The following is a 12,570-nucleotide window of genomic DNA, read 5'->3' on the forward strand; positions in this document are numbered from 1 at the left end:
GGCCCGGTGGCCGCACCGTCGTCGTCCGATGCCGAGCGCCTGCGGGACAAGGACCGCACCCGCGCCGACATCCTGGACGTTGCCACGCGGGAGTTCGCGGACAAGGGCTACACGGGCGCGCGGGTCGACGAGATCGCCGAGCGGACCAGCACGACCAAGCGGATGATCTACTACTACTTCGGCGGCAAGGAACAGCTCTACATCGCCGTGCTGGAGAAGGCCTACCTGGCGATCAGGGCGCTCGAGGCCCAGCTCGACGTCGAGCACCTCGACCCCGAGGACGCCCTCCGCCGGCTCGCCGAGCTGACCTTCGACCACCACGAGGCGCACCCCGACTTCATCCGGCTCGTCAGCATCGAGAACATCCACCGCGCGGAGCACATCGCGCGGTCGGAGGTGCTGGCGGGACTCGCGAACCCGGCACTCGACGGGCTGACGCAGATCCTCGAACGAGGGCGCGCGGCCGGGCGGTTCCGCGACGACGTCGACGCGCTCGACGTGCACATGGTGATCAGCTCGTTCTGCGTCTTCCGGCTCGCGAACCGGCACACGTTCGCCGCGATCTTCGGCCGCGACATGCTGGACCCGGACCGGCGCGCCCACTACCGACACATGCTCGGTGACATGCTGATCGACTACCTGACCAGCTGAAACCTGACTCTTGACACACGGGGGTGGCGTATCCCACCTTGTGTTAACTAACTAGATCGTACATCGGAGTACGCCGTGACCACATCGATGGCCCGCAAGACTGCGCTGGCAGCCTGGATCGGCAGCGCCCTCGAGTACTACGACTTCTTCATCTACGGCACAGCCGCCGCACTGATCTTCAACAAGGTCTTCTTCCCCGCGGCCGCGCCGGCGACGGGAACCCTGCTCGCACTCGCCACGTTCGGCGTCGGCTACCTCGCCCGGCCGCTCGGCGCGTTCGTGCTGGGACATGTCGGCGACCGCTTCGGGCGCAAGAAGGTCCTCGTGTTCACGCTTCTGCTGATGGGCGTGGCGACCTTCGCCGTCGGTTGCCTGCCGACCTATGACACGGCCGGCGTGCTGGCGCCGATCCTGCTCGTCGTCCTCCGCCTGTTGCAGGGGCTGTCCGCGTCGGGCGAGCAGGCGGGCGCGAACTCGATGTCACTGGAACACGCGCCGGAGCACCGCCGTGCGTACTTCACGAGCTTCACGCTGAGCGGCACGCAGGCAGGGCAGATCCTGGCCACGGCGATCTTCCTGCCGGTGGCCGCACTTCCTCAGGAAGACCTGCTGACGTGGGGCTGGCGCGTGCCGTTCTGGTGCAGCGCCGTCGTCGTGGTCGTCGGGCTCGTCATCCGGAGCAAGATCGACGAGACCGCCGCGTTCCGGAGCACCAGGGTGGCGAAGCTGCCCGCCGCCACGCTGTTCCGCACCCACTGGGTGGACGTGCTGCGGGTCGTCCTCGCGGCCACGATCGCCTCGGTCAGCACGATCTTCACCGTCTACGCGCTGAGCTACGCGGTGAACACGATCGGCCTGGCGCGCACGCCCATGCTGTGGGTCGGCGTCCTCGCCAACGTCGTCGCGCTGGCCGCGATCCCTTTGCTGGCAGGGCTTTCCGACCGGATCGGCCGCAAACCGGTGTTCCTCGCCGGCTGCGGCGCGTGCGCGGTCCTGATCTTCCCCTACCTGTGGTCGATCTCCACCGGCTCGCTCGGGCTGGTGTTCGCGTTCGGCATCCTGCTGTTCGGCGTGGCCTACTCCGCGATCAACGGCATCTGGCCGTCGCTGTACGGCGAGATGTTCAGCACGGAGGTCAGGCTGTCCGGCATGGCGATCGGCACGCAGTTCGGGTTCGCGATCGCGGGTCTCGCCCCGAGCGTCGTGGCGGCGATCGGCTCCGGGCGCGAGGACTGGGTCGGTGTCGCGATCTTCACGGCCGCGGTGTGCGCGCTGAGCGCGGCCGCGATCGCGACGGGCCGCGAGACGTTCCGGCGTCCGACGGCGGAGCTCGGGCGCCTGCCGCGGGAGTCGGCGGTTCCCGTCCAGGCCTGAGACGGCAGGCGCGGGTCGCGGCCCTCAGTCGAGGTCCGCGACCCGCGCCTGGAGGTCGTTCACGAACCGGCCGAGCAGGCGGCCGAAGGTGTTGCGGTCCTCCTCCGACCAGTCCTCGACCGCGCCGGTGAACCAGCCGAGGATCGACTCCAGGTACCGGCCGGCCGCCCCCGCACCGGCGTCCGTCAGTTCCACGAGCCGCGCCCGCTGGTCGTTCGGGTCGACCACGCGCCGGACCAAATCCGCGCGCTCCAAGTCGTGCAGGAGCCGCGTGACGTGCGGGCCGACGACCTGCATCCGCGCGGCGATCTCCCCCACCCGCAGCGGCTGCCCTGCCATGCGCAGCGTGATGAGCACCGTCAGGCCGGGTCGGTCCAGCGGGAGGCCGACCTGCCCCATCGCCCGCTCCACCAGCTGGCTGCGGTTGAGCACGGTGCCCAGTCGCATCAACTGCGGCAGCACCACCGCAAGATCCAGGCCGTCGCTCATCTCACACCTTACTTACCTAACTTAGGTATATGCTTGTCTCAGTCACGCGCAACCGTACCGATCAGCGCGCGATGAAAAAGGATACCTAAGTTAGTTATCTGGAGGCATCATGACCAGCGTTCTCATCTCCGGCGCCAGCATCGCCGGGCCCGCGCTCGCGTTCTGGTTGCGGCGCCGCGGTGTCGACGTCACCGTCGTCGAGAAGTCGCACGCCCTGCGCGGCGGCGGCTACCCCATCGACATCCGCGGCACCGCGCTCGGCGTCATCGACCGCATGGGACTCCTCCCCCGGCTTCGGGAGGCTCACGTGAACAGCCAGCGGATCACGTTCCTCGACGGGGACGGAGGCCTGGTCACGTCGATGAGCCCGGAGACGCTCACGAGGAGCGGCGGCCACGACCTGGAGGTCCGCCGCGGCGACCTCGCCGAGATCCTCCACGACACCGTGCGCGACGACGTCGAGTTCCTGTTCGACAACAGCATCGTCGCCCTGGACGACCACGCCGGCGGCGTGGACGTGACGTTCCACAGTGGACTCAAGCGCACCTACGACCACGTCATCGGCGCCGACGGCCTGCACTCGGCGGTGCGCGCGCTGACGTTCGGGCCGGAGGAGCGGTTCCACCACTACCTCGGCTACTGCTTCGCGGGCTTCACGATGCCCAACCACCTCGGTCTCGCGTACGAGGCCCTGATGTGGAACGAACCCGGCCGATCCGCCGTGATGTACGCGGTGGGTGAAGGCGAGAGCGTGCACGGGTTCCTGAGCTTCGCCCGCGCCGAGGCGCCGTTCGGCGCGTTCCGCGACCCCGAGGCCCAGCGTGACCTGGTGGAGTCGGTGTTCGCGCACGACGGCTGGGAGGTGCCGCGCATGATCAAGGCGATGCGGGAGGCCGACGACCTGTTCTTCGACACCGTCAGCCAGATCCACCTGCCGCGCTGGTCGGCCGGCCGCGTCGCCCTGGTCGGCGACTCCGCGTACGCCCCGTCCTTCCTCACCGGGCAGGGATCGAGCATCGCGCTCGTCGGCGCGTACGTGCTGGCGGGCCACCTGGCCACAGCGGAGAACCACACCGCGGCCTTCGAGGCCTATGAACGCCAGACGCGGCCGTTCGTCGAGGCGAACCAGGGCCTCGTGCGGGAGGGCAACGCGGAGATGTTCCCCAGCACCGCCGAGGCACTGGCCGCGCGCAACGCCGCCCTGCGCGAGCGCACGACGATGCCCGCGGAGGCCGGTCGTCCCGAGCACTCGGCGATGACGCTGCCGGAGTTCGACGTCAGCTCATGACCGGAACTTGCCGGGAGGCGCGGTGCAGAACGCCCGCGGCGTGCCCCAGGCGTTGTCGGCGTCGCGGTTCGCGCGGACGTCGAGCAGCGTCAGCCTCGCGATGGTCGAGATGTCGACCTCGACGTGCTGCGGGGCGTCGCCCACGCCCGCCTGCCGGGAGATGATCTCCAGGTCGTCCGCCTTGACGACGAACTGCCCCGTGCCCTCCGGCTGCGACGACGCCGCGTCCTTGCCCACCCACACCGACAACCGGGTGCACTTGCCGGCGACGGCCCAGGTGCTGAAGTTCCTGGGCTGAGCCGCCGTCGAGATCTGGGAGCCGCGGATGCTGTTCGGGAACGGGTCCTTGCCCACACCGATGGCGATCGACGCGATGAGCTCCTGCCCCTCGCCGGAGTCGACCGGCTCGTGGAGCGCGAGGTCGTACCACCCCTCGCCGGACCGCACCGGCCCGCTCGTCACCGCGGCGACCGGCGTGGTCGTGGCCGGTGCGAGCGCGTCGAGCGTCGGGCTGCTCGCCAGGTCCGCGTCCTCGTACTTCAGGACACCGGCGAGCAGCCCCGCCGACCCGACGAGTGCGACGACCAGGGAGGCGACTCCGGCGATCTTGAGCGACTGCTGCGGCGCGAACTGGGCGGCGACACCCGCCACTCCCAGCACGATGGCGGCGATGACGAGCACCGGGCCGACGCCCATGTCGGCCAACGCGACGGCGGCGGCCGCGACGGCGATCCCGCCCAGCGCCGCGAAGATCCACTTCGCCGGTCCGCTCCCCGAGCCGCCGCTCCGTCCGGACGTCATGACCGGCTTGATCCGCGTCACATTCCCCATCGGCACAGAATTTCTGATTTACGGGCCCAAAGAAACCCCCCGTTGTTCACAAGGTCAACACGCTTTGTCTCAACTGGCACCATCTCGGGATGAGCACGCCACACCGCACCTTGATGGCACTGGCCGATCTCGCCACCCCCATGGCGGTCCGCGTGGCCGCGACACTGGGCCTGGTCGAGCACGCGGGCGCCGGGGGAGCGACCGCCGCCGAACTCGCCGCGCGCACCGGCGCCGCGGCCGGCCCGCTGCACCGCCTCCTCGACCACCTGGTCGCGGTCGAGGTCTTCGAGGAACACCAGGGCCGCTACCGCCCGACCGCCCTGGGCGCGCAGATGCACCCCGACTCCCCCGAGGGCGTCAAGCCGTTGCTGGACATCACCTGCGCCGGCGGCCGGGCCGAGCTCGCGTTCGCCGACCTGCTCGACACCGTCACGACGGGCGCCCCCGCCTACCCGATCCGCTACGGCCGGGAGTTCTGGGAGGACCTCGGCGACTCGCCGAAGCTGCGGAGCTCGTTCGACGCCCAGATGAACTGGCGGTACCGCACGCACGCGCCGCAGATCGCGGCGAACTTCGACTGGAGCCGCTTCCCGACGATCGTCGACCTGGGCGGGGGCGACGGCCCGCTGCTGCTGGAGATCCTGGCGGCGCACCCGTCGGTGCGCGGTCAGGTCGTGGACCTCCCGCCCACCGCCGCCGCGGCCACCGCCCGGTTCGCCGCGCTCGGCGTCTCCGACAGGGCCTCCGCGGTGGCGGGGAGCTTCTTCGACCCGCTGCCGGCCGGGGCGGACGCCTACCTGCTGTCGGACATCCTGCACGACTGGGACGACGAGGCCTGCGCGAAGATCCTCACGCAGGTGCGCGACGCATGCGCGCCGCACAGCACCTTGGTGGTCGTGGAGGCCGTGCGCGGATACGGGGCCGGCACGGGCATCGACCTGTTCATGCTGATGTGCTTCAACGGACGTGAGCGGACAGTGGACGAACTGGCGGCGCTGGCGGCGTCGTGCGGGTTGACGTTCCAGGGTGCGGTGGCCGTGTCGGAAGGGCGCATGGCGCTGGAGTTCACGCCGTAGAGAGCACGGAGGAGGGCCACCCGGCGGCGGCCGGGTGGCCCTCCTGGTTCCCGCGGTCAGCTGCCGGTCAGCGAGATCGCCAGATCGGAGATGGCCAGCGGGAACCTGCCGACGCTCGTCACCGTGCCGTTCAGCAGGTTGACGCTGTACAGCGAAGCGCCGGCAGCCGGGGTCGTGATGGTGGCGAAGCCGGTGGCGGACACCGCTTTCCCACCGCTGAGCGTGCTGTAGATGTCGAAGCCCGCGTTGGCGGCGGCGTCGACGGCGAGCTTGCCGGTGGCGCTGAGCAGACCGTTGTTGGCCGGCGACTGGAGGAGCACCTCGTCGGTGGCCGTGCCGATGTCGAACAACGTGGTCGCGGTGTCGGGGTTCAGGTCGTTGTTGGTGTACGCGGCCGCCGTCACGCCCCTGGTCGGGCCCAGCGCCGGCGGGGTGGACAGGATCGCGTCCTCCGTCGTGGTGTGGTCGCCGAGGTTGTGCCGCAGGTTCTGGCCGGTGTCGCTGACGACGCGCAGGCGGTCCACCGCGGGGTTGAAGTCGATGCCGAAGTTCGTGCCGTTCAACGGGACGGACAGCTGCGAGACCTTCGTGACGACGGGGTCCGCGGTGGGCGTGGGCGGCAGCTTGACCGTGTAGATGCCGCCCCTGTCGCCCACCAGGTACATCAGTCCGTCCTGGACCCGGAAGTCCAGGCCGATCGCGGTCGCGTCACCCGAGAAGCCCTGGATCTGCCGCACCCAGTCCAGGGTCGTCGGCCGGTCCGTCGTGAACGTCGCCATCAGCGTGCCGTCCGAGGTGATCCCGAACGCCCGCAGGCCCGACGGCTGGGCCGCGCTGCTCCCGCCCCCGCTGACCACAGCGGCCAGCACCGACACCGCCACGGCCGCCGCAGCGACGCCCCTCTTCACCCGTGCCCTCATGGTTCCCCACTTCTCCCCGGTAGGAAAACGTTGTGGCACAAGCTATTCGGCGGGACTGGACGTCGACTGGACGGTCGTGGCCAGACGGTCAGTACGTGCCGGTCAGGGAGATGGCCAGGTCGGTGATCGGGATCGGGAACCTGCCGACGCTGGTCGCCGTGCCGTTGAGCAGGTTGACGGTGTACAGCGACGCGCCGCCGTCCGGTCCGGCGAGGGTGGCGAAGCCCGCGGCGGAGACCGCCTTGCCGTTGCTCAGGGTGGAGAAGATGTCGAAGCCCGCGTTCGCGGCGGCGTCGACCGTCAGGCCGCCGGTCGGTGCCAGCGTGCCGTTGTTCGCCGGCGACTGGATCAGCACCTGGCCGGTGAGCGTGCCGATGTCGAACAGGGTGGTCGCGGTGTCGGGGTTCAGGTCGTTGTTCGTGTACGCGGCCGCCGAGACGCCCTGCGTCGCCACCTGCGCCGGCGGCGTCGTCAACATCGTGTCGTTGGTCGTTCTGTGGGTGTTGAGGTCGTGGCGCAGGTTCTGGCCGGTGTCGCTGACCACGCGGAGCCGGTCGGCCGCGGGGTTGAAGTCCACCCCGAAGTTCGAGCCGGACAGCGGGTACGTCAGCTGCGAGACCTTCGTGATCACGGGGTCCACGGCGGGAGGGGTGGGCAGCTTCACCTTGTAGATGCCGCCCTTGTCCCCCACCAGGTACATCAGGCCGTCCTGGACGCGGAAGTCCACGCCCACCGCCGCCGTGTCACCCGAGAAGCCCTGGATCTGCCGCACCCAGTCGAGCACCTGCGGCCGGTCGGTGGTGAACGTCACCATCAGCGTGCCGTCCGCCGAGATGCCGAACGCCCGCAAGCCGGACGGCTGGGCCGTGCTGCTCCTACCCCCGCCGACCACGACGGCCAGCACCGCCACCGCCGCCGCTGCGACACCTCTCTTGAGTCGCGCTTTCATCGGTTCACTCTCCCCTGTGAGAAACGTTGTGGCACAAGCTATTCCGGGTGACTGGACGTCGATTGGACGTCGGTTGGATTGCTGCGGCGGCATCTTGCGGATGACTTCGTCCGGCAGCACAGTGACGGGACAGCAGTCCAAGGGGGAAACACCATGTGGTTCAACAACAAAACGACGGCAGCACTGGGATGCGCGGTGGTGGTCGCCGCCGCTCTGGCGACACCCGCGGCGGCAGCGGTGGAGCAGGCCGCTTGCCCGACGCCGGAGCACAAGTCCGTGGTCGTGGAGCTCGCCGGCCCTGGCAGGTGGTCCTACACCTACCACGTGACGTGGTGCGTCGAGGCCGGGAAGATCACCGGCATCACCCCGCACCTCACGAACACCACGGACGGCAGCGTGTGCACCTCGTTCACCAGTGCGGAAGAGGCCGAATGGCCGCTGGGCAACGGCAGCGAGGCCTGGCGCGCGTTCAACATGGGCGAGTTCTCGTGCAAGAAGGGCGACGGCACCGACGGCAGCGTGAACCCGTGGGGAACCATCGAGGTCCTGCCCGACGGGAGGAGCAGGATCGTCGAGAAGGGGATCGGTGATGTGCGCGTGGAGTGACTCACCGTTCCAGAGCGGACAGGGCGGCCGCCGCTTGCCGTTCCAGAGCGCGGTAGCCCGCGCGCCCGGCGGAGGTAAGCGCTTGCCTCGCCAGGGCCGCGTCGCCGGTGACCGTCGCCAGGCCGATCAGGACCTCGATCTCCGGGTACCGGTCGCCGGTGCTGCGCACGAGGGCGAGGGCCTGGCGGTACCGGCGGACGGCCTCAGCCCGGCGGCCGAGCCCGAGGTCCACGGCGGCGAGCGCGGCGAGGGCCTCCACCTCGGTGCGCGGGTCGCCGGTCTCCTGGGCCAGGGCGAGACCGGCACGCGCGTGGCCGAGCGCCTCCTCGTCGCGGCCGAGGTCGAGGAACGCCGCGGCCAGCCTGCTGCGCGCCAACGCCTCGCCGCTGCGGTTGCCGGCCTCGTGGTGCAGGGAGATGGCGCGCGTCAGCACGTCGGCCGCTTCCTCTGGCAGTCCCCGTGCGCGCTGGGTCTGCCCGAGGTTGCCGAGGTTGAGCGCCTCGCCGTAGTGGGACCCGATCTCCCGGTACCGCCGCAACGCGCGGGCGTAGTGCTCGGCCGCCTCCGCCAGGTCGCCCATCTCCCAGTGCACCAGGCCGAGGTTGCCGAGCGCGACGGCCTCGCCGGCGGGCTGGTGGACGGCGCGGCTGAGCGCGAGGCAGCGCCGGAACCGGACGGCGGCGGCGCGCAGACGTCCGGACTGCCAGTAGAGGCCGCCGAGGTTGCCCAGCACGGCGGCCTGCGCCTCGACCCAGCCCGCCTGCCGCGCGGCCAGCTGCGCGTAGGTGTAGTGCCGGACCGCCTCGCCGTACCTGCCCTGGCGGTAGTGCAGGTCGGCGAGGCTCAGCCGGGCGGCCGCGCGTTCACGAGGGGTCTGGGCCAGGGGCAGGGCCGCCTCCGCGACGGCGAGCCACTCGACCTGGCGCGTGGACATCCAGAAGTAGCCGCGCAGGGAGTCGGCGAGCAGGCCCGCCGTGGGCCGCGGGCCGTTCCTGACCGCGGCGACGAGGTTGCCGACCTCCGCGTCGAGCCACGCCGACGCCTCCCCCGCACCCGTGACACCGGACGGCGTCCTGGCCGTGAGGGCGGGAACGGGCAGCCGCAGCATGTGCGGGTAGAGCTGCCGGGCGGCGCAGTCCACCGCGCCCAGGTACCAGTCGTACAACCGGTGCAGCGCCGCGGTCCTGTCCTGCTCGGTCTCCTCGCGCTCCGCCCGTTCGGCGGCGTAGCGCCGGAGCAGGTCGTGGAAGGCATGACGGCCGGGCGCGTGCGGTTCGACGAGGTGCGCCGCGGCGAGCCGGTCCAGCAACCGCGCCGCCGTTCCGGGGTCCGTGCCGGCCAGTGCCGCGACGGCCTCGGTCCCGGCGTCCGTCCCCGGGACGAGGCTCAAGAGGCGGAACACCCTCCGCGCCTGGCCGGGGAGTGCCGCGTAGGAGAGGTCGAACGCGGTCCGCACCGCCGTGTTCTCGTCACCCTGCACGGCCAGGGCGGTCAGCAGGTTGCTGTCCCTCAGGTCGGCGACGTGGTCGTCGATCCTGCGGTGCGGGTGGTCGGCGAGGTTGGCGGCCGCGATCCGCAACGCGAGCGGCAGGTGCGCGCACAGCTTGGCCAGCTCGGCCGCCGCCACCGGTTCGGCTCGGACCCGTCGGGCTCCCAGGACGTACGCGAGCAGTTCCAGCGCGTCCTCGGGACTGAGCACGTCGAGCGTGACCTGACGGGCGCCGTGCAGCGCCACCAGGCCGGTCATCCGGTCGCGGCCGGTCACGACGACGCACGCGGGACCGGCGGGCAGCAGCGGCCGCACCTGGTCGGGCCCGGCCGCGTTGTCCAGCAGCACCAGCATCCTGCGGTCCGTCGTGAGCGTGCGGTACATCGCCGCCGCCGTCTCGAGATCGACGGGAACGCGTTCGGCCGGCACCTCCAGCGCGGACAGGAACTGGGCCAGCACCTCGATCGGCGGCGCGGCGCCGCCCTGGGAGTGCCCGCGCAGGTTCGCGTAGAGCTGTCCGTCGGGGAACCGGTCGCGCACGCGGTGCGCCCAGTGCACGGCCAGCGCCGTCTTGCCGACACCCGCCGTGCCGGAGATCGCGGTGATCGTCAGCGTCACCCCGCCCGCCGGCGTGAGTCCGTCCAGGGCGGACAGCTGCGCGTTCCTGCCGGTGAACCCGGGAGGCCGTGCCGGCAGCTGCCTCGGCACGCGCAGGGCCGGCCGCGACTGCCCGCCGGTCAGGCCGTCATCGTTGTCGTGCAACAGGTCGGCGTGGGCCGCGCGCAGCTCGGGACCGGGGTCGACGCCGAGCTCCTCCACGAGCCGGTCCCGCACCTCGTGGAAGGTCTGGAACGCCTTCGACCGGCGGCCGACGGCGTGGTAGGCGCGGATCAGGCGAGCCTGCGAGGCCTCGTCCAGCGGCTGGTCCGCGGCGGCCTCCGCGATGTCGGGCAGCACGTCGGCCGCGGCCCCGATCCCGATCATCGCGTCCGAGTACCGGGCCAGCACCTCCCGGTGCTTCGCGACGAGCGCCACGACCTTCGGGTGCGTGGCGAGCGCGGGCATGTCGGCGAGCGGCCTGCCGTGCCACAGCTCCAGCGCCTTGCCGAGCCGTGCCGCGACGGCGTCCCTGCCGTCGTCGAGGCGGTTCGCCTCGGCCACGAGGCGGTGGAACGCCATCAGGTCGATGTCCACGGCGTCCGCGTTCACCGCGTAGCCACCGCCGGCGTAGGGCAGGACCTCGCTGCTGGACCGCGAGGTGCGGCCGGGTTCCAGCAACCGGCGCAGGTGCTTGACGTGGGTCTGCAACACGTTCATCGCGCTGCGCGGAGGCCGTTCACCCCACAGCGCGTCCACGAGGTCGGCGGCGGACACCGACTCTCCTTCGGCGAGCACGAGCAACCCCAGCACGGCCCGCCTGCCGGGTGGGCCGAGCTCCAGCTCCGCGCCGTCGTGCCACGCCCGCGTCGAGCCCAGCACCTGGATCCGCACAGAGCTGGTCGCCACTGGTTCGAACCTAATTCAGCGGCAGCGGCCTCACAAGGACTGTTCGCACACTCCCAAACGGTCTGATCGGACGAACCGCTGTCGTGCCTTCGGAGACCGCGGCCTTCGTCCGCCGGGCCGCTGGGCCGCTGGGCCGCGAAATGACCACGCTCTCCCCCGCTGCTCGAAGTGGATGACGCGCGCAGTACCGTCCGGCCGATCTTCGCAAGTTGTGGTTTGGGATCGAGAGGGGTTGGGCACAAATCCCTCCAGTCGCGCGGACACGAGCTCGGAGCGGTGAATCATGGTGGCGTCGTACTGGGAAACCGCCCGGACGGGGTTCTTGGCGTTCGTGGGAATCGGGCTTTTGGTGCTCGTTCCCCTGTTGTTGTTGCATTATTGGCGTTTCGGAAGGGTGGAGCCGCGGCGGGCGGCCGTGCTGTACGGTCTGCTGGCCTACGGGCTCGTCGCCATGGCGTTGATCTTCCTGCCGTTCCCCTCGGACGTCTCGTCCCTGTGCCAGGGCGACCGGATGCTGTCCACCGTCCCGTTCCAGTGGGTCACGGACATGCGCAACAACATGGCGGCGTACGGGCGTTCGGGCGTCGGGGCGATGGTGACGTCGTCGGCGTTCCTCCAGCAGATGTTCAACGTCGCGTTGTTCGTCCCGCTGGGAGTGGTGCTGCGCAAGGCCTACGGCAAGGGTCCCCTCGCCGTCGTGGCCATCGGGCTGGGGATCTCGCTGGCCGTGGAGGTCGTCCAGTACACCGGCAACTTCGGCTACTACCCCTGCCCGTACCGGATCGCCGACGTGGACGACCTGATCTCCAACACCGCCGGCGCGCTGTTCGGGTGGATGGTCGCTCCCGTCGCGCTCATGGTGCCGAGGCTGCCGGACTCCACCGACTCGGCGGCCCCCTTCGGCACGGTGACGGTCCCGCGCCGGCTGCTCGCCCTCGTCGGCGACGCGATGGTGGTGCTCGTGATCGCGAAGCTGGTGCTGCCGCCGGATCCGCGCTGGGCACTCGGCGTGCTCGCGGTGTCGCGCGTTGTGCTGCCCGCCGTGACGGGCGGTACAACGATCGGTGGATGGCTGGTGGGCTACCGGATCCGCGCCGAGGACGGCTCGACCGCGAACCCGGCGCGGTTGCTGCTGAAGGAACTTCTCGGTGTCACCGGACTGATGACCTATGCGACGGTCATATCACCGCTGATCGACATGGTGCTCGTGGACTTCGTGGTCATCGCGGCCGTCACACTGTGGACGTTCGTCATCCCGGTTTTCCGCCGTGACCAAAGGGGTTGGCACGAGCGTGCGGCGGGGACGCGCGCCGTGCTGCTCACCGACGACAGGTCACGACTGTCCGAACAGGCCTTGCGCACATAGGTGAAGAATGTTCCCATCCGCGTGT

General features: G+C 70.7%; 11 protein-coding genes. 6 read left to right on the plus strand and 5 right to left on the minus strand.

The window, feature by feature from the left end; translation table 11 throughout:
- Positions 1–6 precede the first annotated feature (6 nt).
- Both VM306_RS31140 and VM306_RS31145 read left to right on the plus strand, forming a co-directional pair.
- Positions 7–651, plus strand: a complete 645-nt coding sequence (locus tag VM306_RS31140; RefSeq protein WP_325521332.1) for a TetR/AcrR family transcriptional regulator — start codon at positions 7–9, stop codon at positions 649–651.
- Between the two features lie 75 nt (positions 652–726).
- Positions 727–2,025, plus strand: coding sequence for an MFS transporter (locus tag VM306_RS31145; RefSeq protein WP_325521333.1), 1,299 nt, complete (start codon positions 727–729; stop codon positions 2,023–2,025).
- A 24-nt stretch (positions 2,026–2,049) separates the two neighbouring features.
- Here VM306_RS31145 and VM306_RS31150 read toward each other — a convergent pair whose 3' ends face one another.
- Entirely contained in the window at positions 2,050–2,514 is a 465-nt protein-coding gene (locus tag VM306_RS31150) for a MarR family winged helix-turn-helix transcriptional regulator (protein ID WP_325521334.1), read from the minus strand.
- Between the two features lie 109 nt (positions 2,515–2,623).
- On the opposite strand from VM306_RS31150, the gene VM306_RS31155 reads away from it, so the two are divergent.
- Positions 2,624–3,802, plus strand: a complete 1,179-nt coding sequence (locus VM306_RS31155) for an FAD-dependent monooxygenase (protein WP_325521335.1) — start codon at positions 2,624–2,626, stop codon at positions 3,800–3,802.
- Here the strand turns inward: VM306_RS31155 and VM306_RS31160 are convergent.
- Complete coding sequence (locus tag VM306_RS31160) at positions 3,797–4,633, minus strand: NPCBM/NEW2 domain-containing protein (RefSeq protein WP_325521336.1); 837 nt, start codon at positions 4,631–4,633, stop codon at positions 3,797–3,799. The two genes, VM306_RS31155 and VM306_RS31160, sit on opposite strands and share 6 nt — an antisense overlap.
- Positions 4,634–4,722: 89 nt before the next feature.
- Here VM306_RS31160 and VM306_RS31165 point away from each other — a divergent pair, with 89 nt between their 5' ends.
- A complete protein-coding gene (locus VM306_RS31165) occupies positions 4,723–5,709 on the plus strand; it encodes a methyltransferase (protein WP_325521337.1) in 987 nt (328 codons plus the stop codon).
- A 56-nt stretch (positions 5,710–5,765) separates the two neighbouring features.
- Here VM306_RS31165 and VM306_RS31170 read toward each other — a convergent pair whose 3' ends face one another.
- Positions 5,766–6,629, minus strand: a complete 864-nt coding sequence (locus tag VM306_RS31170) for a DUF4394 domain-containing protein (RefSeq protein ID WP_325521338.1) — start codon at positions 6,627–6,629, stop codon at positions 5,766–5,768.
- A gap of 88 nt (positions 6,630–6,717) precedes the next feature.
- The gene (locus tag VM306_RS31175; protein ID WP_325521339.1) at positions 6,718–7,578 is read right to left on the minus strand and encodes a DUF4394 domain-containing protein; all 861 of its coding nucleotides are present in this window, start codon (positions 7,576–7,578) and stop codon (positions 6,718–6,720) included.
- Positions 7,579–7,731: 153 nt separating this feature from the next.
- On the opposite strand from VM306_RS31175, the gene VM306_RS31180 reads away from it, so the two are divergent.
- Positions 7,732–8,184 (plus strand): hypothetical protein, encoded by a 453-nt coding sequence (locus tag VM306_RS31180; RefSeq protein WP_325521340.1) that lies wholly within the window; start codon positions 7,732–7,734, stop codon positions 8,182–8,184.
- Position 8,185: 1 nt separating this feature from the next.
- Here the strand turns inward: VM306_RS31180 and VM306_RS31185 are convergent, their stop codons facing one another.
- Entirely contained in the window at positions 8,186–11,179 is a 2,994-nt protein-coding gene (locus VM306_RS31185; RefSeq protein WP_325521341.1) for an AfsR/SARP family transcriptional regulator, read from the minus strand.
- 415 nt (positions 11,180–11,594) lie between these two features.
- Between VM306_RS31185 and VM306_RS31190 the strand changes: the two genes are divergently transcribed.
- Positions 11,595–12,545 carry a VanZ family protein gene (locus VM306_RS31190; RefSeq protein WP_325521342.1) on the plus strand — a complete coding sequence of 317 codons (951 nt, stop codon included), beginning with the start codon at positions 11,595–11,597 and terminating at the stop codon, positions 12,543–12,545.
- Positions 12,546–12,570: the final 25 nt, after the last annotated feature.

Origin of the sequence: Lentzea sp., assembly GCF_035525475.1 — a bacterium.
Lineage (GTDB): Bacteria > Actinomycetota > Actinomycetes > Mycobacteriales > Pseudonocardiaceae > Lentzea.